This window comes from Pseudomonas sp. LBUM1669 (assembly GCF_059695705.1).
This window is the reverse complement of the sequence record NZ_CP166784.1, coordinates 3,756,289-3,778,977: the sequence shown is the minus strand read 5'-3', so window position 1 is coordinate 3,778,977 and position 22,689 is coordinate 3,756,289. Positions and strand designations below refer to the sequence as shown.

Here is a 22,689-nt window from a genome sequence, read left to right as displayed (position 1 = left end):
GACATTGTGTTTTTTCAGTGACTACACTTATATATTAAGCAATTAAGATAATTGTGCTATCCAGATGCTATGCGCTTTTAAAACAGCGCTCCTCCATTTAATCCTACTTACGGAATTTGCATGAAGATTGAAATTCTTAAACAGGCAGTTATGGATTCGCGAGATGGCATTACCATCTCCGATAATTGTATTGACGACAATCCGCTGATTTTTGTAAATCCTGCTTTTGAACGCATGACCGGTTACTCGTTTGAAGAAATCACTAACATTAACTGCCGATACCTACAAAAAAACGATCAAGAACAGCCTGAACTTGAAATTATTCACAAAGCCGTTAAGGACGGTGAGTACTGCCTCGTAACCTTGCGGAACTACCGCAAGGATGGAACGATGTTTTGGAATGAGCTAAGCATATCTCCAATTCATGATGAAAATGGAGTTGTAACCAATTTTTTAGGTATACAAAAAGATGTAACGTCCCGCATGCTGATACAACAGCAACTTCGCGACGAACATCAGTCCCTCGAAGAAATGAAAGCACACTTCGAGCAGCTATCAATAAAAGACGGACTGACAGGCATTTACAATCGTCGTTTTTTTGATGCGCAGTTCGAAATTCAATGTAAAATTGCATGCCGCAACAGCGATTCATTGACTCTTGCCATGATTGATGTTGATAACTTCAAGTCATTCAACGATATTTATGGGCATCAAACTGGCGATGAAGCATTAATGCGTGTCGCTGATAGTTTGAATAAGTCGTTTCAGCGAGGCTCTGATTTTGCAGCCAGGTATGGCGGTGAAGAATTTGTAGTTCTTTTCAACGGCATGACGAAAGACCAATCAGCTCGGCACGTCGAAACGCTATGTCAAGTAGTGCGAGACTTGAGAATACCGCACTCCGCGTCCAGCACAGGATACTTAACTGTAAGCGTTGGTTTTTCAGTGCATACATTTGGTCCGCTGCACCCGTATAACATACTACTGGCCCAAGCCGATAAAGCGCTCTACATAGCTAAAGAACGGGGTAGAAACCAATTTTTTAATTTTTAGGTTCTGTACGAAACCCTGGGGGAAATGGCTTTTGTTCAACATCATGGCGCGCCTTAAAGGCCTGTTTTAGAGGCGCTCAGGTCCGTTTGCGGCCGGGAGCAATTGGCCGGTAGCTGACTTTCGCGAAATACAGTTTCCCTGGCAGAGTTGTCGGTGAATCGGGTGTGGGATTAGGTCGGTCCGCAGGAGTAAGTGAGGGCGTTGTTTCAACGTGTCACGCAGTAAAAAACCACTGAGGCGGTACGATAAGTGGGCTTTTTTGTGTCTGGGATTCTGGTCTTGCAGGTTGCGAAATACTCAAAGCCGACGAGTGTTTTGTGGTGAAGGGGCTTGCTCTCACGCAGCTGGAAAAATTTATGCTGATGGGGCTAGATCGCCTTCAAGCATCAACTCACCACTTGTCTCCTATCCAGGATCTATTTATGCCACTGAGTTTTCACAAGATGCACGCAAATGGCGACGATTTCGTTGTGGTGGACTCACGAAACTCGGCCAATCCAGTGACAGGCACCTTGGCTCGGCGAATGGGTGATCGGAACCGAGGCGTCGGATTTAATCAACTCGCGGTGGTGCTCGATTGCGATGATGCAGATGCGCGCTTGATGTTTTGGAATGCAGATGGCTCCACGCTGGATGTTTGTGGCAGCGCAACGCGCGGTGCCGCTGATATGCTGATGCGCGAATCAAATTCTACGTCGATAGCGCTCCGAACCAACCGGGGTCTAATCTCTTGCGAGCGGACCTCCACCGGTGCCATTTCGGTCAACATGGGGCCGCCGCTGTTCGGCTGGTCGGATGTTCCCCTGGCTCAGGAAATGGATACCGCTGTTTTGCCCCTTGATGGTGGTCCAACTGCGTGCAGCATGGGAAATCCGCACTGCACCTATTTTGTGGATGATCTTACGGCGATTTATATCGCGACAATCGGACCTAGCCTTGAAACAAACCCTCTATTTCCACTCAGGACGAACGTGCATTTCGTCCAGATCATTGACCGAAAGCACATCCGGTTGCGGATTTGGGAACGCTGGGGCGGTATTCCGCTCGGCTCAGGTTCCTGCTCGTGTGGCGCCGTTGTTAACGGAATTCGTCGTGGCTTGTTAGACGATTCCGTTGAGGTTGAATGTGATGGTGGCGCCGTAAACGTTCAATGGGATGGCGAGGGATCGGTTTTTCTCAGTGGGCCGGTAGATACAATTTTCTCGGGAGCACTCACGGGTAGCTGGTCAGATGGATAAGTGTCACGATAATCGAAGGATGGAATGGAACATCTCGACTAAGGACGCGACATTTATGGAAACTCCCTTTTCTCAGGTCAGCGAGCGTTTGAACAATCGCCGATTTACGGTAGCGGAGAACGCCCACGGGCTATCCGGTACAGGCACAGTATTTCTTTACCATGTCAAGGAAGATGCCATTTCGGGCACTTACCAAGGCGGCCGGATACGCATCGGTAATCAAGTCGGGCGCGTGACTGGCCCCGATACTATTGAGCTTCTTTATCAATGCTTGACCACGGATGGCGAGATTCTTGCCGGCTGGTCTCGTGGCACGGTCGGCGTGGATCACGCAGGACGTACCACTCTGATGTTTGTATGGGGTTGGTTGTCGGGTGCGACTGGAGGAGGGGAGTCGAGTTACGTCGAGCTTGCCGCCTAGTGAATAAGGATTTTTTTAATAATTGCACGTCCATCTGAGCAACCCAAAGTGGATGTTGCAGAGAGGCACCGCATGGCTGCGAATCCGCCGCAGTTAGCCGAATTGTATCTATGACAATTTTTTGAATGTATTGACTGTTTGATTTTACGATGGGCCGCAGAATTTCTCTCGTATGAGGCTCATCATGCACATCGCCATCCTTACCTTTGATGGGTTCAACGAACTCGACTCTCTCATCGCGTTCGGCATCTTCAACCGAGTTCAACAGCCGGGCTGGCGAGTGTCTATCGCCAGCCCCACGGATAAGGTGCTGTCGATGAACGGCCTGAAGATCGAGGCGCAGGCGTCGTTAGAGGACGCCTGCAGCGCGGATGCAGTGCTGGTGGGCAGTGGGAGATTGACCCGGGACGTCGTCGCGGACGACGCACTGATGTCTCGACTGAAATTCGACCCGGCCCGCTAACTCCTGGGCGCCCAGTGCTCGGGCACGCTGATACTTGCAAAGCTCGGCCTGCTGAACGAGGTTCCGGCCTGCACGGATCTGATCACCAAGCCATGGGTTGAAGAGGCTGGCGTGGCAGTACTCAATCAGCCGTTCGTGGCCAAGGGCAATGTCGCAACTGCTGGCGGCTGTCTGTCGTCGCAGTATCTGGCCGCATGGTTCATCGCCCGTCTGGCGGGTATAGAGGCTGCACGCAGTGCGCTTCATTATGTTGCCCCAGTGGGGGAGAAAGACATTTACATAACGCGTGCGATGGCGAACATTTCGCGGTTTCTTTCGCCGCCTTAGACATCACTGCTACGTAAGGTCAAATCGCTCTAACGCATAATCCTTACCTGCCAAGGTCAGTTCAAAAATGGTGGCGCCAAACGTACCTCGGGTCACTTTTTGCGTCACGAGACGTTTGGCCTGGAGTTGCTTTAGACCGGCTTCGACTTCTGACGTGCTGAGTGAGACAAGTTTGCAAACCGAGTTCAAGTTTGCAACTTTTCTGAAGTTCGCATGATAGGCTAAAACTTCCATCAGTAGCGTTTGGTTATCTGTCAATCTTGGAAACTGAGGGTTGTTATTTTTGTAAACCTTTCGCTCTATCTCGTGTAACTCGCCGTCAGTTCCATCAGGGATGCGGACGTAGTAAATCGCTACAGACAGAGTGCTGATTAAAATCGCGATAATCATCAGCAGCGACCAATTCGGTATTGGCGTTTCCAGCAAAAGCCAACCCCCCAAACGTAGCAGCCAGCTCGTGGTATCTGCCATCAATGTCAGGTCGAAATAAGTTTCGAGCGACTTTATGGCAACCCAAGCGACAAGGAAAACTCCAGCCAAGTAGGCCATACCCTTGGGCGTGAACGAGGAATGCTTGCCTTGTGCTGTCATGCTACTCGTCTCTACCGGAGAAACAGATGCTATCAGCATAGCAGTGGAATAGCGGCCGTCTGGCAACTCACCTGCAAGGTCCAGCTTTTGACCGTTAGCTGCCCGAACACAAAAAATCTGACGCCCTCCTTGAGGGCCTTATCAAACCAACTGACTCCCGCGCATCCCCCGCGCCGGATCATCCAGCAACCTGAACTGCTCCACCATAAAATCGATCAACATCCGCATCGACGGCAGCATCCCATGCCGGCTCGCAAACACCGCATAAATCATCTCAGTCCGCGGCGCCCAATCAGGCAACACCACCACCAGTTGTCCGCGCTCGATAAAGTCATGCACCAGCGACATCGGCATTTGCGCAATGCCAACGCTGTCTATCGCCGCGCACCGCAGCATCGGCAGTCCCTTGGTGATCAGTTGCGGACGGTGCTGGATCGTGAATTCCGCGCCATCTTGATGGAACAACGTCCAACTGTAATCACGTTGCGGGCTGCCGTGATGGACGCTGGGGAAACGTGCCAGCTCTTCCGGCTCGTGGGGTACACCCAGGCGGTTCAGTAGCGCGGGACTGGCGACCAGGCATTGTGGCCGCTGGGACATGACGCGGTTGACCAGGTCCGAATCCTGAAGGGGAGGCGGGCGGACTCGCAGTGCCAGGTCAACGCCCTCGGCAACCACATCGACTTGACGGTCGCTGGCTTCCAGATGCACTTCGACTCGCGGGTACATGGCCATGAAGCGGGTGATGATGCCGCCGACGCATTCTTCCAGTAACACCGTCGGGCAGGTGACGCGCAGCAAGCCGCCGGGTTCTGTGTGGGTCATGGCGACGGCGGCTTCAGCGGCTTCCGCCCCTTTGAGCATGGCTCGGCAATGGGCGTAATACGTCTGACCTAATTCCGTCACCTTGAAATTGCGGGTGTTGCGGATGATCAAGCGCACACCCAGGCGTTCTTCGAGCAGTGCAATGCGGCGGCTGAGGTTGGATTTTGGAATGCCCAGCGCCCGAGCGGTCGGCGCGAAGCCGCCGTGGTCCACCACCATCACAAAGTACTGAAGGTCATTGAGGTCGAGCACTGGGCGGCATCCCTTCGGCCAAAAGAGGCCAACTATACAAGAACGATCGTCCAATGGATGGGAAAGACAAACCCGTTTTTCGGGACTGGTTCACAAGACAGCAAAGCGCCTAGATTGCCGCCGTTCGGTGGGTTCATTAAAGGAGCTTCAGATGTTACGCAGGACGATTCTCGCGATGTCTTTGGGTTTGGCCACACTGGGTTCGGTGGGTTATGCCAACGCTGGCAACGATCCGTGCGTGGTGCTGGTGCATGGGGCGTTTGCCGATGGCTCTGACTGGGCCAAGGTGATCACGTTGCTGCAGGCCAAAGGGGTGAAAGTAAGGGCGGTGCAGAACGGTTTGAATTCGCTGTCGGAGGATGTGGCCATGACCCGCCGCGCGATTGAAGCGGCGCCGGGCAAGGTGGTGCTGGTCGGGCATTCGTGGGGCGGGAGCGTGATCACCGAGGCCGGTGCAAGCGACAAAGTGGCGGCGCTGGTCTACGTGGCTGCCTTCGTCCCTGACGTTGGGCAGACCACGGCCGAGGTCGGCAAGGACTATCCGCCGTCGCCGGGCATGGGCGAATTTGTGGCTGACAAGGCCGGGTATTTGTCGCTCACGCAACAAGGTATCGAGCAGGACTTTGCTCCGGACGTGCCCGCTGCGCAGGGTCGGGTGATGGCCGCTACGCAAGGCGCCATCAATTCCAAAGCGTTCGACGAGCGCATCAGCGTGGCCGCCTGGAAGCAGAAGCCCTCGTGGTACATCGTCAGTGAGCGCGATCGCATGATTGCGCCTGACTTGCAGCGAGCACTCGCCCGGAAAATCAATGCCACAACGACGGCGCTGCCGACCAGCCACGTACCGCATCAGTCTCGACCTGCCGACGTGGCCAGGGTCATTACTGAAGCGCTCAACACCACGCGCTGAACGTCGCTATCGATAGGGAAATAAAGATGACTGTGTACAGCAACGTATTCGACTTCGTCATTCTGGGTGGCGGTTCTGCCGGTGCCGTATTGGCGGCGCGTTTGTCGCAAGACCCACAACTGAGTGTGCTGTTGGTTGAGGCGGGCCGAGCCTTTGACCCCGATGAATACCCAGAAGAGATCTACAGCAGCACTATCATCGCAGCCAACGGTGATAAACGTTACGAGTGGGGCTATTTCGCAACCCCGGTCGAGCAACCGCAGGCGGTCTACGCCCCGCGTGGAAAAGTACTGGGCGGAAGTTCTGCCATCAATGGCGCCGTCGCCTGCCGAGCGTTGCCCTTTGACTTTGCGCGCTTCACCGCCAAAGGCCTGAAAGGCTGGAGCTTTGAAGAGGTGCTGCCCTATTACAAAAAAATGGAGCGCACCGCCCATGGCGAAGATAAATGGCACGGCCGAAACGGGCCGCTGCCGATTCATCAAATGTCTTTGGATTACATCACCCCGGTACAGCGCGCAATGGTCGAGGCGGCATGGGCTTGTGGCGCCAACAAAGTCGACGATTTCAATGACCCCGAGGCCAATAATGGCGCCGGTCCAAATCCAATGAACGTGATCAACGGCGTCCGCGTTAATACCGGGATGGCGTACCTCACGCGTGAAGTGCGCGCTCGCCACAACCTGTCGATTCTCGATCAAAGCCTCGTAGACAAGGTGCTGTTTGAAGACGGCAAGGTGCAGTCGGTGCTGTTGGCGGGCGGTGAAAAAGTCCACGGCCAAGAAGTCATCCTGAGCGCGGGTGCCTATGGGTCTGCCGCGATTCTTTTGCGTTCAGGCATCGGCCCCAGGGCAGACCTTGAAGCGTTGGATATTCCTTTGGTAAAAGACGCGCCGGTTGGTGTTCGGCTGCTCGATCATGCGTTCTTCTGGATGAACTTCAGTGCGACAGAAGCGTTGAAGGGGCAGGATCGGCCAGTGGTGGGGGCGCAGTTGTGGACCCACTCGTCCTACGCCAGTTCGGATAAAGAACTGGATATCGGTATTTCCCCCTCGCATCTGCTCGATCCCGCCATCAGTCCAACCGGTGTCGCTTTTTCGCTGGGGCTGGAATTGATGCATTGCACATCACACGGTCGCTTGCGTTTGAACAGTCGCGATCCCCAAGACGCACCTGTCATCGAACTCAATCACCTGACCACTGAAGATGACATGAACCGGATGATCGAGTGCTTCCGTCTGGCCCGCAAACTGGCCAACACGGAACCGCTCAAGAGCCTGATCGTGGAAGAGCTCTATCCAGGCTCAGCGACTGACGACAGTGACGAGCAGATTCGTGCGGCGCTGGCAAAAGGTGTGGGCACCTTGCAGCACCCTTGCTCGACGGCGCCGATGGGCTTGCCGGATGACCCGAACGCCGTGGTGGATGAGGAAGGGCGCGTGTACGGCGTGGAAGGACTACGCGTTATTGATGCCTCTATCTTCCCCGAGATCCCGCTGATCAACTTGAACCCGACCGTCATCATGACGGCGGAAAAGTTGACCGATACCATTAAAAAATCACGTTAATTCGCCTAATAAAAACATTGAGGGGGCATGCCATCTGGAAGGGCATGCCCCCCGCTATTTGGATTACTAAAACTTGAACAAGCTGTCCGAGATGCATTCTTTCGTCATGGTGGTGGACACCGGCAGTATTTCCGAAGCCGCTCGGCGTTTGGGTATCGCAAAATCAATGGTCAGCCTGCGGATCCAGCAACTGGAAAAGCGCTTGGGCAGCATCTTGCTGGAGCGGGGGCGTCAGGCCCGGCTGACGGAGTCGGGCGATGTGTTTTACCGTTATTGCGTGCGTATTCTGACGGATGTCGAAGACGCCGAAGACGCGGTGCAAGCGTTTCAATCGAGCTTGCGAGGCGTGCTGCGGCTTGCCGCGCCGATGGCTTTCAGCATTCGTTACCTGACGCCGATCCTGTCGTCCTTCGCGGTGCGTTATCCGGAGTTGCAGCTGGACATCGAGTTCGATGACCGCCACGTCAATCTGCACGAAGAACGCTATGACGCGGCCATCCGCATCGGCGAGTTGCCGGACTCCTCACTGGTCGCCAAGACCATCACGCCCAACCGTCACATCATCTGCGCGAGCCCGGAGTACCTGGCCGCTCACGGCACACCGCAAACCCCGCAAGAGCTGTCCCAGCATTTCGCCATGCTCTATGTGAATCGCGAACCCCACGGCATGTGGACGCTGCCGGTGAACAACACCCTGGAATCGTTCCGTGTGCGCTGCCGGATGCGCACCAACAATGGCCATCAACTCATGGAAGGCGCCAAGGCCGGCATGGGCCTGGCGATTCTGCCGACCTTCCTGGCGGCGCAGGCGATTGTGGCCGGTGAACTCATAGAAGTGCTGGAGCCTTATGCCCCGCGTGGCGGCAATATTTCGGCGGTTTACCGGCAATCCCAGCGAGCGTCGCCCAAGCTTCATGCGCTGACCAGCTTCCTCATCGAACAGATCGGCAACCCGCCGGTGTGGGAGAAAATGCTCGCGGCTGGCCCGCGTTCAATCGTTCTGAAAAAACGAAACGTGGAATCGTCTTTTGCCGGCTTATGAGCCTGCGCACCGTCCCATATGCTTTTCCCCAACAGACGCATTCTGACGTCTGACAGGGAAGAAAACGGATGAAGAGTACCCTTGACAATCCTGCTCGCCGGGCGGTTCTGGCCGGCGGAGTTGTGGCCGCTGCGACGTTGGCGGCGGGCAGTGGTTTGGCGCAGGCGTTGGAGTCCAGCGGTATGGCTGGCAAGCGTGGCGCTGATCGCGCGCCAGTAGATGTGATCATCGTTGGCGGTGGTTCGGCGGGCGCGGTGCTGGCCCGTCGTTTGAGTGAGAACACCACGCGTCAGGTGTTATTGCTCGAAGCCGGCCATAGCTACAGTCCGCACAATTACCCCGAAATCGTGGCCAGCAGCGACATCGTCGGCGCTAACGCCAATCCTGAATTCGAATGGGGTTACAAGACCCGACCGGGCTACATCGACCACCCCATCGGCGCCTTGCGCGGCAAGGTGCTGGGAGGGAGTTCGGCGATCAACGGCGCGGTGGCCATCCGTGCCCGTGCCACCGATTTCAAGCGCTGGGATCTGCCAGGCTGGAGCTATGAAGAGCTGCTGCCGTCGTTCAAAAAACTGGAAACCCACAGCGGCGGTGCCAGCGCGTTGCATGGCCATGAAGGGCCGCTGCCGGTGCATCAACTCGGCAAGGCCGATGTCACCCCCATGCAGCGTGCGTTCATCTACGCGACCTTCGCCAATGGCTACCGCGTAATCGACGACTTCGACGGCGCTGACGCCCATGGTGTGGGCCCGTACCCGATGAACATCGTCAACGGCGTGCGGGTCAACACGGGCATGGCGTACCTCACCGACGAGGTGCGCGCCCGCGACAACCTGCAGATCCAGACCGACAGCCTGGTGGACAAAGTGCTGTTCGACGGCAAACGTGCGATCGGCGTGCAATTGGCCAACGGTGAAAAATTGTTGGCCGCTGAAGTGATCCTTTCCGCCGGCAGCTACGGCAGCGCCGCGATCCTCTTGCGTTCGGGGGTTGGCCCTGGCGAAGACTTGCGTGCCTTGCAGATTCCACCCGTCGCCGAGCTACCGGTCGGGCAGAACCTGGTGGATCACCCGTTCTATTACAACGCCTATGCCGCCAGGCCTGACGCAATCGGCAGCCAGTCGCCCGCCATCGGCGCCAAGCTCTGGACCCACAGCCGCTCCGCCGAGAATGGCGAGCTGGACCTGCACATCACCGCCACCCACTTGTTTCCCCATGATCAGAGCCCGACCGGCGTCGGCTTCGTGCTCGCCGTCGCCCTGACGCGGCCACTGTCCCGGGGCAAGGTGACCCTGGCCAGCCGTGATCCGTTCGTGGCGCCGATCATCGACCTGAATTTTCTCGCCGAGCCCAAGGACCGCCAGCGCCTGCTGGATGGCATCCGCCTTGCCCGCAAAATCGGCAGCACGGGGCCGCTGAATGCCTTGATCCATTCCGAGCTCAACCCCGGTCAAGGCAACGACTCGGACGAGGCGTTGCTGGCCAGCGTCAAAGCCAGCCTCGACACCTATCACCACCCGACCTCGACGGCGCCGATGGGCAAGCCGGGGGATGCGCGGGCGGTGGTCGACCTGCAAGCGCGGGTCATTGGTGTGCAGGGGCTGCGCGTGGTGGACGCGTCGATCTTCCCCGACGTGCCCTCGGTCGCCACCAACATCACCGTGATTGCCACTGCCGAGCACATTGCCCGTCTCTACGCTTAATCCTCAGGAACCTGCCTCTATGAACAGCACCCCGGTATTGAACTGGATCGACGGCCAATGGCTGGACTCCGGTGTTTACAAAGACTCCATCGACCCTGCGACTTACGAGCTGATCGGCCGATACGCCGAAGGCGGTTTGAACGAAGCGCAAGCCGGCATCGAGGCCGCGCAACGGGCATTTGCCGAATCACCCTGGAAAGATGATCGCCACTTGCGCGCTCAGGTCTTGCTGGAGCTGGCGGATGCCTTCGAGCGCAACGCCGATGAGCTGATCGACACCCTGGCACTGGAGAACGGCAAGATTCGGCCCGAAGCCGAGTTCGAGGTCGGCATGGTGCCCTCCAAGTTGCGCTATTACGCGGCCTTGACGCGTGCCGAATACGGGCGTGCGGCCGAGCCTAAACCCGGCAAGATTTCCCTGGTGATTCGTCAGGCAGTGGGCGTGGCGGGCATCATCGTGCCGTGGAACTCGCCGGTGGTGCTGATGATTCGCTCGCTGGCCCCGGCGCTGGCAGCCGGTTGCACCACGGTCATCAAGATGCCCGGGCAAACCGCCCAGACCAACTGCCTGGTCGCCCGAATCATGAGTGAGGCGCTGTCGCTGCCACGCGGCGTGATCAATCTGTTCAGCGAGCAGGGCGCAGCGGGCTCCATCCATTTGGTGGAATCACCCCGGGTTCCGGTGATCAGCTTCACCGGCAGCACCAGCACCGGTCGGGCGATTTCCGCCGTGGGGGCACAACACCTCAAGCGTTTTGGCCTGGAGCTGGGTGGGAAAACGCCGATGCTGGTGTTCAACGACGCCGACCTCGACGCCGCCGTGCCGACCCTGGTGAAAGCCCTGACGGTATTCGCCGGCCAGTTCTGCATGACCGGTTCGCGGCTGTTGGTGCAACGGGATATCGCCACGGCGTTGACCGAGCGCCTGGCCGCACGGCTGGAAGCGGTGCGCGTCGGGCCCGCCGCCGATGCGGCCAGCGAGATGGGGCCGTTGATCGATAAGCCCAACGTGCAACGGGTCAATCAAATCGTCAAAGAGGCGATCACCGCTGGTGCCCAAGTCATCGTTCGCGGCGGCCCGGTGACCGAGGGGCCGTTGGCCAAAGGCGCGTTCTATCGTCCGACGCTGCTGCGGGTCAGTGACCCCGAGATGGCCATCGTCCAGCGCGAGACCTTCGGCCCGGTGCTGACATTGCAGGTGTTCGACAGCGAAGCCGAAGGCATCGAACTGGCCAACAACAGTGAGTTCGGCCTGGCCGCCAGTGTCTGGACCCGCGATGTCGACCGCGCGCTGCGGGTGGCTCGCGAACTGGAGGCGGGCACGGTGTGGGTCAATGACTGGGCCGTGGTCTACGACGAGTTTGAAGAGGGTGGTTTCAAACAGTCGGGGCAGGGGCGCCTGAACGGCGTGGCGGCCATGGATGATTTTGTCGAGTACAAACACATCGCCCTCAATCCCGGTATGCGCCAAGGCTGAATGTAATGCGGCCCACCCGATTATTGATCGGCGCGCTGCTGGCGGGGACGCTGACCGCGTCCTCTGCCTTTGCCGCCCACGAGAATGATGTGTCACCCATGAGAAGTGCCCCCATGTCCAAGGACAGACTTTACGACGCGTTACTTGACGCGCTGACCGCAACGTTCGGCCATCACCCGGGTTTTCGCGCGACCCATGCCAAGGGTGTGTTGCTCAGCGGAACCTTTATGGCGTCGCCGCCCGCGCCGGTATTGAGTCGGGCTGCGCATTTGCAGGGGCAACCGGTGCCGGTGTTGCTACGGTTCTCCAACTTCAGCGGCGTACCCGCCACCGAGGACGGCGATCCGACGGCCAGTCCTCATGGCCTGGCCGTTCGTTTTACCCTGCCGGACGGCGAGTCCTCCGATATCGTGACCCACTCGTTCGACGGATTTCCGGTGGCCACGCCCGAAGACTTTCTGAGTTTTCTGCAAGGCATCGCCGCCAATGTCGCCACACCGCCGGACCCGCTGCCGCTGCAAACCTTTCTGGCCAACCATCCGCGAGCCGAGCATTTTCTTCAGACACCCAAGCCCGCGCCGAGCAGTTACGCCGGTATCGAGTACTTCGGCATCAACGCCCTGGTGTTCACCAACCGTCAGGGCGAAGAACACGTCGGCCGCTACCGGATTGAACCCTTGCGAGCGGAGCCTGCCTTGAGCGAGCAGCAAGCCGCCGGGATGCCGGCCGATTATTTGCAGGACGAAATCAGCGCTCGGTTGGGCAGGGACGCTGTGAAGTTGCGTCTGGTGGTGCAACTGGCGGCGCCAGGGGATGCCATCGAGGACGGTTCGATCCCTTGGTCGCGCAGCCACGATGAAGTTGAATTGGGGATTCTGACCCTCGATACGCTTGTCCCGGCCGAGGAACAACAGTCCGCCCAACAGCGCCTCGACTTCAACCCCGGGCGCTTGACCGACGGCATTGCACCGAGTCATGACCCGATGATTCTGGCGCGCGAACGCCTCTATCAGCGGGCCCTGCTCAGGCGGCAACAACCATGAGCATCGACGCCGAAATTGGCGTCAGCGTGATTGTGCATGAGGTCAATCCGCAGCATCAGGCGCTGTATGAGCAATGGATGAACAAGGCCATCGACGCCCACCGGCAGTTTCCGGGTTACCTGGCGACGGACGTGGTCAAGCCTGTTGGCTCGCACCTGCGTTACGCGATCATTTTGCGCTTTGTCAGCAAGGGGCACGTTGTGGCGTGGCTGGAATCCCAGGTTCGGCATGCGTTGTTGCGCGAGTCCTTGCCTTGGTTGCGGCAGGACTTCCATCGCACTGATGATGATTCGACATTCTGGTTTGAGCCGATGCAGGGGCGGGTGGCTGTTGCGCGATGGAAGCAATGGATTCTGTCGTGGATGATCGTTTTGCCGTTGACCGTTTTCCTGCCTTGGGGGTTGGCGGTGCTGCTTGAGTTGGCTGATCTGCGATGGCCGGTCTGGGTATTCAAGGTAACGGTAGCGGGGTTGGTGTCGTTCAATATGGTGTATTGGTTGATGCCGTTGACGACGCGGTTGATGTCGCGGTGGTTGTTGAAGTGATGATCGAAAGTGGATTGCCCGCAGCCTGTTTAAACAAAAAAAATCAGACACGTTTAAATGAAGCTTGCTGTTACCGCATCGAGGCTACAACGCCTTGCGCCACCCCCTACACGTAAGACAGAATCCGCCGGCTTGTGCGTCTAGGGCACGGGTTTTATCGTTCCTGGGTCACTGAAAAACAGTGATCGGGTTTGGTAGCCCGGTATGTCCAGGCGCATGGCGCCACCTTTTGCAGAGGTCGTTTTCATCTCTGTATTTCATGGTGGCCATGCGCAGGGCTCCTTCGGGGGCGCCGGGTTCCTGGACCGGTCTACCAACCTGTGTATGGCCACCACCCTACGTTTGGTAGCGAAGGGTGATGGCTCCTCATTAGTTCTTCCAGGAGTTCCATCGATGATCAAACCAACGCCAAACCCACCGGACACTGATCCGGCATCCCCCTACGAATCCGTCGATTCGAAAAAGCTCCACGAAGCCGCCGAGCGCGCCCTCGACCACTACCTCAACCCGGGCGCCCACATCATGGCCAGCAACCACGAACCGGAACCCATGTTCCTCGCCAACCCCAAGTACGGCACCGAATCCCTGCTGGCCAACGCCAGCGAATCCCTGAGCTCGGCCACCACCATGCTCAGCAACTTCGCAGCGCTGTTGGACAACTCACACCGCAAGACCCTGCTGGGGATCACGCAAGTGGTGATGTTGGGAGAATTGGCCGTGAACCAGGCGCTGGATAACGTCGAGCCGAAAGCGTAAATCACCAATCCCTGTAGGAGTGAGCCTGCTCGCGATGGCGGTGGATCAGCCAACACATTCTGTTGAATGTAAATCCGCTATCGCGAGCAGGCTCGCTCCCACATTGGATGGGGTCGTCCCACAGGTTTTGTTATCTCCGCTGCTCTCACAGGCCTCGCGCTGCTCGGCAGCGGCTACACCTCCAGCATCTGATCCGTATTTTCCTTCGCCATCTGCCTCTGTCATGCACCCACCCGCACGCTCACAATGACAGCACGGTCCGCAGTCGCGCAGTCACTGCACCGTAAACTCATAATGTAGGAGGCCCTATGGGCAAGATGGCAATTTTCCTCGGTGGATTTCTGGTGTTAACCATTTTGATTGGTGCGCTGGCCACGATCTCTCCCGTTTAGTCCCTTCCTCCCGTCAGCACACAGCACAACGCCTCCAGACCGGGAGGCGTTGCGGGTTGCGCGCAAGCAATTTGTTTAGCGTCGATCTGCCGTTCTCGGCAATCACTCTGCCCGCCAGCGCCGCGCCTGCACGATCAGCGCCGGTGCAAAGTGCAGCACGACCATCCGCACCAAATGATGCGTCAGGATGAACACCACATTGAGCCCGCCACTGAACGCGACGATGGCGATGGTTTCGATGGCGCCCGGCATGTACGCCAGCCACAACGACAGCGGATCGCTGCCCAGCACCCGCCCGGCCACGCCGGCAAACGCTGCGGCGATCAGCAACATGAGGCCGACGGCGAGCAGCCCGGCGCGGCCATGGCGGATGAGCTCGGCGAAGGAGATGTCCTTGAATTTCGAGCCAATCAGCACGCCGATCAGAACGGAGGCGGAGTCGACACTCCACTGCGGCAGGTGGAACGCCTGGAGGTAGCCCAGCTTGATGCAGGCGGCGGTGAGCACGATGGCGGTGAGCATGAAGGGCGCCGGCACGCCGACGCTCAACAGCACGCGGCCGAGCAACAGGCACAAGGCGATCAGCGACAGCAGAGTCAGCGCCGTGCTCACGTCCAGCGGGCTGCTCTGGGCAAGCGCCACGTCGACATGCCCGGGAATGCAAAAACTGACCAGCAAGGTGATCGACAACAGTCGGACCAGGTGCACGACGATCACTTTGCTGGACGCGCGTTCAGACTCGATCAAGTCGAAGACGGCGGCGAGTGCCCCCGGGTACACGGATAACAGCGAGTCTTTGAGGTTCCAGCCCGAGACCCTGAACAACCAGAAACCGGCCACGGCGCTCTGGACCATCAGGCACAGGAGCATGAATCCGAGGCTGGGCAACATGGTCGCCACGGTGTGGTTGTCCCACGCGGTGAACATCAGGCCGGTCGCGATCCCCAGCACGATTTGCACGTAGCCAAGGCCGAAGGGCAGGGTGGGGGAGAAGCGCAGGTTGCTGGCGAACAGAGCGCTAGCGAGTATCGAACCCAGCAACAGACCGTGGGGGATACCGGCGTATTGCAGCACAGTGCCGACGCCGGTGGCGATCAGCAAACACACCAGGGTTTTCATGAGTCTTCCTTGATTCGTGAAGTACGCCAACGCTTCCATTTGGGTCGTGCACGTTTTCCCACTTAATGGTGTGAGGCGTCAAGTACGCGCGTATCCGCGAACCCTCCCAACATCATTGCCTGGCCTGGGGTGAATGCGGGTTGTGTTCGGTGTGTTTCGGCCCCGCCAATGCCCACGCCACCACCCCAATCAGCGGCACAAATACGATCACTACGATCCACAAGAGTTTGTTGCTCGATTTGCCTTCGGCTTTGCGCACTCGGTTGATTGCCCATAGCTCGACCAGCAACAGAAAGACTGTCAGCACGATCCAGATTGTTTCGATTTGCATGAGTCACCCTCCAGATAGTCTTTCTGTTAGGTGAGTCGTGGTGGGCAGGGTTCATTAAATTTGGTGGAGACTTGAGCCGGGTTGCTCGCGAGGGTGGTCTGTCAGGCAATTCAGCACCGACTGTCAGGGCCTCATCGCTAGCAGGCTAGCTCCCACAGGGGGGGGATGTTCGGAATCTTTGCTATTCGCTGATCGATAGCCGCATCCGTTGCAGCATGGCGTCGCAGGCATGGAGTTGTTCGAGGCTGACAAACTCGTCGGGTTTATGGCCCTGATCCATGCTGCCGGGGCCGCAGACGACGGTGGGAATGCCGGCGGCGTCGAACAGGCCGCCCTCGGTGCCAAAGGCCACGGTGCCGAATGCTCGGGAGCCGCAGAACATGGCGATCAACTCAGCCGCTTCGCTGTGCGCATCAGTCGCCAATCCGGGATACGCCGACAACTGGCTGAACCGTATTTCGCTCTGTTCACTCACGGCCCGCATGCGCGGCAACACCTGTTGCTCGGCATAGGTCTTCAACGCCTGCGCAACTTCACTCGGATCATGCGAGGGCAACGCGCGGATTTCGAAGTCGAAGCGGCAATCGGCGGGAACGATATTCAATGCTTTGCCACCGGAAATCACCCCGGTTTGCACGGTGCTGAACGGCGGGTCGAACCGCGCGTCCTGATGCTCGGGTTCTTTGAGTCGGTTGCCGATCCGCCCCAGTTCACCGATCAGTTCGGCGGCGTATTCAATCGCATTGACCCCCAGCGGCGCGTAGGCGGAGTGGCACGCTTCACCGTGAACATCGCAGCGCATCGCCAGTTTGCTTTTATGCCCGAGCACCGGTTTGAGTTCGGTCGGCTCTCCGATAATGCACAGCATCGGTTTGACCGGGCGCTGCTCCAACTCCGTCAGCAACGAGCGCACGCCAAGGCAGCCGACTTCCTCATCGTAAGACAGCGCAATGTGCACGGGCAGGCGTAGCCTGGCCTTCACCAGCGACGGAACGAGGGCGAGAACACAAGCGATGTAGCCTTTCATGTCCGCCGTACCGCGACCGAACAATTTGCCTTCGCGCTCGGTGAGTTCAAATGGCGCAACAGTCCACGGTTGCCCATCGACGGGCACCACGTCGGTGTGCCCCGACAGCACGATGCCCGGCCGATCCGCCGGGCCAATGGTCGCGAACAGATTGGCCTTGCTGCGCTGCTCGTTGTAGATCAGTTCGCAAGGCACATCAAAACCCGCAAGGTAGTCGCGGACGAACTCGATCAGGTGCAGGTTGGATTCGCGACTGGTGGTGTCGAACGCCACCAGCGTCTGCAGCAAATCGCGACTGGCGCTCATCGGTCGTCTCCGGCGACGCCGTAGCCGGGGGACTTGTCGGGGGCGAGGGCGCGGTCGATGTAGTCCTGAACTTGCGGGCGATAAGCGTCCCAGAGTTTTTCCAGCTGACCGATCGGGTTCTCGTCCGCCCAATCGACCCGCAGGTTGATGATTGGCCAGGTCAGTTCGCCGACCACCACCAGCGCCGCCGAATGCACCGGCCCCGCTTCGCCACCGGCAGCGATGGCGGCTTTCATAGCGGTGAGCAAGCGGTCGGCGAGTTGGCCTTCGCCGTGTTCGAACGCTTCGACCATGGACTTGATTACCGAACGGTCGGCAAGCATGTTGCCAGCGGCGACGCATTGTTCACCGCAGACGGCGTTGTGGTTACCCAGGGTTTGCGCACCGCTGAAATGCGCGGTCTGGCCGAGGTGGTCGATGGCAGTGATCTGGCGGTATTGGCTGTAGCCGTTGCGGGTCAACACCTTGTCCAGCGCTTCGGCCGGCGCCAGGCCTTGTTCCATCAGGGCTAGCACTTCCGGGCCTAATGAGGGCAGGGTGATGTTTTGTGTGGAGACGGCGCCGACACCCGGCAACAGCCAGGGACAACGGGCGCCGACGGCGATGCTGGAGGAACTGATCGCAATGCCGAACTGACCGGTTTCGGGGCAACGGGCGGCGATGGAGAACGTCATGGGTTTTGCTCCTTGGTTGGCCTTGGAGAAGGTGGTGTCTGTTCTGGCGCCTTCGCGAGCAAGCCCGCTCCCACATTTGGATCGGATCGCTCACAAATTATGTGTTCGCTGAAGATCCCCTGTGGGAGCGGGCTTGCTCGCGAAGGCCGCGACTCGGTCTGCTGTCTTACTCAGGAATCACCGCAATCACATCAATCTCCATCAACCACTGCGGCTGCCCCAGCGCCGACACCACCAACCCGGTCGAAATCGGAAACACGCCTTTGAGCCACTTGCCCACTTCCTGATAAACCGGCTCGCGATACCGCGGGTCAATCAGATAAGTCGTGGTTTTCACAATGTGGCTGAGATCGCTGCCAGCCTCTTCCAGCAATTGCTTGACGTTGCGCATGGCTTGCTCGGCCTGAGCACGCGGGTCACCCAGCCCCACCAGTCGGCCCTCGAAATCCGTCCCGACCTGGCCACGAACATAAACGGTGTTGCCGGCCCGGACCGCCTGGCACAGGTCGTTGTCCAGACTCTGGTTCGGGTAGGTTTCCTTGGTGTTGAACATGCGAATACGGGTATGGGTTGGCGTGGACATTTTTAGCTCCTGACAGAAAAGACTTAAGCGCTGACCGTGGTTTTGAGGGCTGTCGGGGCCTGCTCAGCCTCGCGATGCGCCGCATCGTGGTAGTCAAGATAAGAGCGCTGAATGGCGATGTGATCTGCCACGTACTTGGCGTCATGCCAGACACCCCAGATGAACGAAGAGCCTCGACGTGACTGCCACGGCAGGCCGAGGAAATACACGCCAGCCTCGCTCGACACGCCGCGCTGATGCTGCGGCTTGCCCTTGCCGTCGAAGGCATCGACCTTGAGCCAGCTGTAATCCGTGGCAAAACCGGTGGCCCAGATGATCGAGGTCACGCCGGCCTTGGTCAGGTCGAGCTCAAGAATCGGGTTCGTCACGCACTCCGGATCCGGGAACACGTGGCGCGCTTCTGGTTCTTCCGGTAAGTCCAGGCCATTGCGTTCGATATAGGCATCGGCGGCATTGAGCAGCGTCAGATAGTTCTCATCGCCACGCGCCAGGTTGTCGGCCAGGTTCGGCTGGAATGTCGCCACGCCACCGTTGAACGATTGAGTCAAACCCACCAGCGTCATGCCGCGATGGGCGAGTCCACGGAAGTCCACGGTGCGCCCGCCATGGGCACCGCTGACCGCGATGGTCACGTGCTCGCGTCTAGGTTTCATCGCCGCCTGATCCCACTCGCCCAGCACACCCAGCCACCAGCAGAAATCACGGTTTCGATAAGCGCGAGGAGGGCGGTCGTGGGCGCCGACGGAGAGGTAAACCTTCTTCCCGGCACGCTGCAATTCGTCGGCAATCTGCACGCCGGACGATCCCGCACCGACCACCAGCGCCGCGCCTTCAGGCAGTTGCGCCGGGTTGCGGTAGTCGGCCGAGTGGATCTGCATGAAAGGCTGATCTTTCGGCGCAATCGGCGGGATGACCGGACGCTGGAAAGGCCCGGTGGCGGCCACGACGCGGTTGGCTTCAATCACACCTTCCGAGGTTTCAATGGTGAAACCCGGGCGACCGACATTGCGCTCGACTTTCAGAACGTCGACGCCAGTGCGGATCGGGGCGTTGAACTTCTTGGCGTAGGCTTCGAAGTAATCGGCGACGCGTTCTTTCGGGGCAAATTCGTCGGGACTCAGATCGTCGAACTCAAGACCTGGGAACCGGTCGTGCCACGCCGGACCATTCGCCACCAGCGAATCCCAGCGCCCGGTGCGCCAGCGCTCGGCAATACGGTTGCGCTCCAGCACCAGGTGCGGCACGCCGAGTTTGCTCAAGTGTTCACTCATGGCCACGCCAGCCTGACCGGCGCCAACAATCAGCGTATCTGTTCTTATTTTTTCAGCGGTCATCTCAATACCCTTCGAAGTTGGAGTGAGGTCGCGAACGGCCTGCCATTTCTTGGGCTCAAGACTAGGGATGACCCTGGTATCGGTAAAATATTATTAAGCTGGCATTTGAGTATAAATAACTGAGGCAGAGCGCTGTCTGGCGCTCGAGTGGATACGCTGCAGTGGCGCTGCGGGTTAACATGGCGCTTTATCAACGCACCAGACAACCGGTTCGGTAACGTAATGGAGTGGATCGAGCATTGATCGAACGACGCCAATTCAGCGGAGGCATGAAGGGCAAGAACCTTCGCTATCTGAATGAACACTCCGATGGGACCCGGCAAACGGTCCGCGCAGGCTTTCTGCTGCTCGAACATTTCTCGCTGCCGGCGTTCACCCAGGCGCTGGATACGGTGGTCACGGCCAATCTGCTACGACCTGATTCGTTCTCTTCCCGCACGTTTGGATTGAATGACGGCGAAGTCGTCAGCGATTTGGGCCTGGTCATTCGGCCCGATGCCCGTATCGATTGTGCAGCGGTCAAAGCGCTGGACCTGCTGGTGATTTGCGGCGGTTACCGGACAGAACTCAAGGCCAGCGAAGGCTTGATCAGCCTGTTGCGCACAGCGTCAGACCAGGGTGTCGGTCTGGCCGGGCTCTGGAATGGTGCGTGGTTCCTGGGCAAGGCTGGTCTGCTTGACGGTTACCGTTGCGCGATTCACCCGGAACATCGTCCGGCGCTCGCGGATTTCTGCAAGGCGACGCAGGTCAGCAGCGAGCCCTACATCATCGATCGAGACCGGCTGACGGCGTCCAGTCCTTCCGGGGCCTTTCACATGGCGCTGGACTGGATCAAAGGCCTTTACGGCAAAGCGCTTGTCGAGGGGATTGAGGACATCCTGGCGTTCGAGGAGTCCCGTTACCGACGTATCAAACCGACGGAAAATGTCTGTGTGAGCGCGCCATTGCGCGAGGTGGTGAAGCTGATGGACGCCAACCTCGAAGAGCCTTTGGAACTGGAGCAACTGGCGGTCTACGCGGGTCGTTCTCGCCGGCAGCTCGAGCGCTTGTTCAAGGAGCAACTGGGCACCACACCGCAACGGTATTACATGGAGCTGCGGATTACCGAAGCGCGGCGGCTGCTCCAGCATACGGAGCTGTCCCAGGTGGACGTGCTGGTGGCGTGTGGCTTTGTGTCGCCGAGCCATTTCAGCAAGTGCTACAGCTCGTATTTCGGCTACCGACCTTCCAAGGAAAAGCGACTCGTTAAATAAGATCAGCCGAACATAAACCTGTGGCGAGGGGGCAAGCCCCCTCGCCACAGGTAAACCTCATTGTCACAAAAGCCGCGTCGCCACACATGTGGATGCCCGCACTTGGGTGAACAGCGTTAATGCATCTTGCTGTGGTCAGCCATGCCGAGTGCCCGGGCTTCGGCTTCCACCTTAATCGTCTCTTTCTCGCCCTTGGCATTTTCCACGGTCAGGATCAGCGGGACTTTATCGCCTTCCTTAACCTGCGCCGTCAGGTCCATCAGCATCACGTGGTAGCCGTGAGGATCAAAACTCACCGACTTGCCGGCCGGCAGTGCGACGGACTCGACCTGACGCATGCTCATCACGTCGTCTTTCATGGTTGATTGGTGGATTTGCACGGTTTTGGCGACAGGCGATTGCACGCTGAGCAGTTTGCTGTCGCTGTCGGCTTGCAGGGTCATGAAGGCGCCGGTCGATGGCTGACCGGCAACGGTCGCGCGGACCCAGGCGTCGTCCACTCTGGTTTGCGCCGATACCTGCCAGGCCATGCCGATCAGGGCGCATCCCAGGACCAGTTGTTTTACACGTCGCGAGAAAACGGTGTTTGCGTGGGTCGAATTCATTAGCAGACTTCCATGACAGTGAGCAGGTCTTCTGCGCACTCTTGAGCCGTAAGGGACGCGGACAGCCCCAGGCGCAAGTTGCCCCGGGAGTCGAAGACGTAGCTGGTCGCGGTGTGGGAAAGGGTGTAGGTCGAACCGCTCGGGATCTTTTCGAAGAACACGCCGAATTCCTTGGCGGTGGCGGCGGTTTCTTCCAGCGTGCCGTGCAGCGCCTCGAAACTCGGGTCGAAAGACTTGACGTAGGCGTCGAGCATTTGCGGCGTGTCGCGTTCGGGGTCGAGGGTGATGAAGATCACCTGCAGCTTCTCGCCGTCACGGCCCATCAGTTTCTTGGCTTGCGCCGCACGGGCCAGGGTCGTGGGGCAGACTGCCGGGCATTGGGTGAAACCGAAGAACACCATCGGCATCAGGCCGCGATAGCTGGTGAGCATCTTCGTTTCGCCTTCGGCGTCTTTGAGCTTGAAGGTGCGTCCCATGATCTTGTCGCTGAGGTCTTTGCCGTACTTGAACGAGAGCTTGGGGCTGTCATCGCAGCCGGCGAGCAGGCCGAGCCCCAACAAGCCCATACCGCGCACGACCGTGCGACGGGAAAACAACGTACTCATGGAAAAGCATTCCTGTGTTGCGACGGGAAATCTGTAGCGCCTGATGAGTCAGACGAAAAAAGCGGGTGGATATTAACAAACTGTGGCCGTGTTTCGCTCATTGTTGGACGAGGGGTGGTTTTGGTACAGCATCAGAAGCTGCAGAAAACTACGGATCAGAGTTGGACCTGTAGGAGCCAGGCTTGCCGGCGAAGGCGCTCTCAAGTACGCCTTCGCCGGCAAGCCTGGCTCCTACAGGTTCCGATA

22 protein-coding genes and 1 pseudogene are annotated in these 22,689 nt (G+C 58.5%); 13 read left to right on the top strand and 10 right to left on the bottom strand.

The genetic code is table 11. The annotated features are described in order from the left end of the window. Positions 1-120: 120 nt before the first annotated feature. From ACA051_RS17515 to ACA051_RS17500, 4 genes and pseudogenes are all read left to right on the top strand, one after another. A complete protein-coding gene (locus tag ACA051_RS17515) occupies positions 121-1,053 on the top strand; it encodes a GGDEF domain-containing protein (protein WP_497371113.1) in 933 nt (310 codons plus the stop codon). Between the two features lie 422 nt (positions 1,054-1,475). Next, positions 1,476-2,291: a diaminopimelate epimerase gene (dapF, locus tag ACA051_RS17510; RefSeq protein WP_497375587.1), complete on the top strand. Its 816-nt coding sequence runs from the start codon at positions 1,476-1,478 to the stop codon at positions 2,289-2,291. Positions 2,292-2,346: 55 nt separating this feature from the next. After that, positions 2,347-2,712 carry an avidin-fold protein gene (locus ACA051_RS17505; RefSeq protein ID WP_497303507.1) on the top strand — a complete coding sequence of 122 codons (366 nt, stop codon included), beginning with the start codon at positions 2,347-2,349 and terminating at the stop codon, positions 2,710-2,712. 184 nt (positions 2,713-2,896) lie between these two features. Continuing rightward, positions 2,897-3,502 (top strand): annotated as a pseudogene (locus ACA051_RS17500) (DJ-1/PfpI family protein). A 9-nt stretch (positions 3,503-3,511) separates the two neighbouring features. Here the strand turns inward: ACA051_RS17500 and ACA051_RS17495 are convergent. Next, complete coding sequence (locus tag ACA051_RS17495; RefSeq protein ID WP_497371111.1) at positions 3,512-4,093, bottom strand: hypothetical protein; 582 nt, start codon at positions 4,091-4,093, stop codon at positions 3,512-3,514. Positions 4,094-4,234: 141 nt separating this feature from the next. Further along, positions 4,235-5,137 carry a LysR substrate-binding domain-containing protein gene (locus ACA051_RS17490; protein ID WP_497375585.1) on the bottom strand — a complete coding sequence of 301 codons (903 nt, stop codon included), beginning with the start codon at positions 5,135-5,137 and terminating at the stop codon, positions 4,235-4,237. Positions 5,138-5,321: 184 nt separating this feature from the next. Here ACA051_RS17490 and ACA051_RS17485 point away from each other — a divergent pair, with 184 nt between their 5' ends. The 8 genes from ACA051_RS17485 to ACA051_RS17450 all read left to right on the top strand — a co-directional run bounded on the left by ACA051_RS17485 (position 5,322) and on the right by ACA051_RS17450 (position 14,214). After that, a complete protein-coding gene (locus ACA051_RS17485; RefSeq protein ID WP_497371109.1) occupies positions 5,322-6,080 on the top strand; it encodes an alpha/beta fold hydrolase in 759 nt (252 codons plus the stop codon). 26 nt (positions 6,081-6,106) lie between these two features. Then, positions 6,107-7,645 (top strand): GMC family oxidoreductase, encoded by a 1,539-nt coding sequence (locus tag ACA051_RS17480; RefSeq protein ID WP_497371107.1) that lies wholly within the window; start codon positions 6,107-6,109, stop codon positions 7,643-7,645. A gap of 73 nt (positions 7,646-7,718) precedes the next feature. Further along, on the top strand, positions 7,719-8,687 hold the full coding sequence (locus ACA051_RS17475) for a LysR family transcriptional regulator (protein ID WP_497371105.1): 969 nt from the start codon (positions 7,719-7,721) through the stop codon (positions 8,685-8,687). Positions 8,688-8,755: 68 nt separating this feature from the next. Continuing rightward, the gene (locus ACA051_RS17470; protein ID WP_497371103.1) at positions 8,756-10,393 is read left to right on the top strand and encodes a GMC family oxidoreductase; all 1,638 of its coding nucleotides are present in this window, start codon (positions 8,756-8,758) and stop codon (positions 10,391-10,393) included. A gap of 19 nt (positions 10,394-10,412) precedes the next feature. Continuing rightward, positions 10,413-11,870: an aldehyde dehydrogenase family protein gene (locus ACA051_RS17465; protein ID WP_497371101.1), complete on the top strand. Its 1,458-nt coding sequence runs from the start codon at positions 10,413-10,415 to the stop codon at positions 11,868-11,870. A 113-nt stretch (positions 11,871-11,983) separates the two neighbouring features. After that, positions 11,984-12,913 (top strand): catalase family peroxidase, encoded by a 930-nt coding sequence (locus ACA051_RS17460; protein WP_497371099.1) that lies wholly within the window; start codon positions 11,984-11,986, stop codon positions 12,911-12,913. After that, the gene (locus ACA051_RS17455; RefSeq protein WP_497371097.1) at positions 12,910-13,458 is read left to right on the top strand and encodes a hypothetical protein; all 549 of its coding nucleotides are present in this window, start codon (positions 12,910-12,912) and stop codon (positions 13,456-13,458) included. Before ACA051_RS17460 ends, ACA051_RS17455 begins: the two co-directional genes overlap by 4 nt. A 393-nt stretch (positions 13,459-13,851) precedes the next feature. After that, on the top strand, positions 13,852-14,214 hold the full coding sequence (locus ACA051_RS17450; RefSeq protein WP_497371095.1) for a DUF6124 family protein: 363 nt from the start codon (positions 13,852-13,854) through the stop codon (positions 14,212-14,214). Positions 14,215-14,708: 494 nt separating this feature from the next. Here ACA051_RS17450 and ACA051_RS17445 read toward each other — a convergent pair whose 3' ends face one another. From ACA051_RS17445 to ACA051_RS17420, 6 genes are all read right to left on the bottom strand, one after another. Further along, a complete protein-coding gene (locus ACA051_RS17445; RefSeq protein ID WP_497371093.1) occupies positions 14,709-15,725 on the bottom strand; it encodes an AbrB family transcriptional regulator in 1,017 nt (338 codons plus the stop codon). A gap of 112 nt (positions 15,726-15,837) precedes the next feature. Next, positions 15,838-16,056 carry a PLD nuclease N-terminal domain-containing protein gene (locus ACA051_RS17440; RefSeq protein WP_497303485.1) on the bottom strand — a complete coding sequence of 73 codons (219 nt, stop codon included), beginning with the start codon at positions 16,054-16,056 and terminating at the stop codon, positions 15,838-15,840. A gap of 181 nt (positions 16,057-16,237) precedes the next feature. Beyond that, a complete protein-coding gene (gene argE / locus ACA051_RS17435) occupies positions 16,238-17,389 on the bottom strand; it encodes an acetylornithine deacetylase (protein ID WP_497371091.1) in 1,152 nt (383 codons plus the stop codon). Next, on the bottom strand, positions 17,386-18,063 hold the full coding sequence (locus tag ACA051_RS17430) for a DUF1028 domain-containing protein (protein WP_497371089.1): 678 nt from the start codon (positions 18,061-18,063) through the stop codon (positions 17,386-17,388). Before ACA051_RS17430 ends, argE begins: the two co-directional genes overlap by 4 nt. 166 nt (positions 18,064-18,229) lie before the next feature. Then, entirely contained in the window at positions 18,230-18,646 is a 417-nt protein-coding gene (locus ACA051_RS17425) for a RidA family protein (RefSeq protein WP_017338215.1), read from the bottom strand. Positions 18,647-18,669: 23 nt separating this feature from the next. Next, positions 18,670-19,980 (bottom strand): flavin-containing monooxygenase, encoded by a 1,311-nt coding sequence (locus ACA051_RS17420; RefSeq protein WP_497371087.1) that lies wholly within the window; start codon positions 19,978-19,980, stop codon positions 18,670-18,672. Between the two features lie 269 nt (positions 19,981-20,249). Between ACA051_RS17420 and ACA051_RS17415 the strand changes: the two genes are divergently transcribed. Next, on the top strand, positions 20,250-21,233 hold the full coding sequence (locus ACA051_RS17415) for a GlxA family transcriptional regulator (protein WP_497310614.1): 984 nt from the start codon (positions 20,250-20,252) through the stop codon (positions 21,231-21,233). Positions 21,234-21,349: 116 nt separating this feature from the next. Here the strand turns inward: ACA051_RS17415 and ACA051_RS17410 are convergent, their stop codons facing one another. Both ACA051_RS17410 and ACA051_RS17405 read right to left on the bottom strand, forming a co-directional pair. Further along, positions 21,350-21,838, bottom strand: coding sequence for a copper chaperone PCu(A)C (locus ACA051_RS17410; protein WP_497371085.1), 489 nt, complete (start codon positions 21,836-21,838; stop codon positions 21,350-21,352). After that, positions 21,838-22,443 (bottom strand): SCO family protein, encoded by a 606-nt coding sequence (locus ACA051_RS17405; protein ID WP_497303476.1) that lies wholly within the window; start codon positions 22,441-22,443, stop codon positions 21,838-21,840. Before ACA051_RS17405 ends, ACA051_RS17410 begins: the two co-directional genes overlap by 1 nt. Between the last annotated feature and the right edge of the window lie 246 nt (positions 22,444-22,689).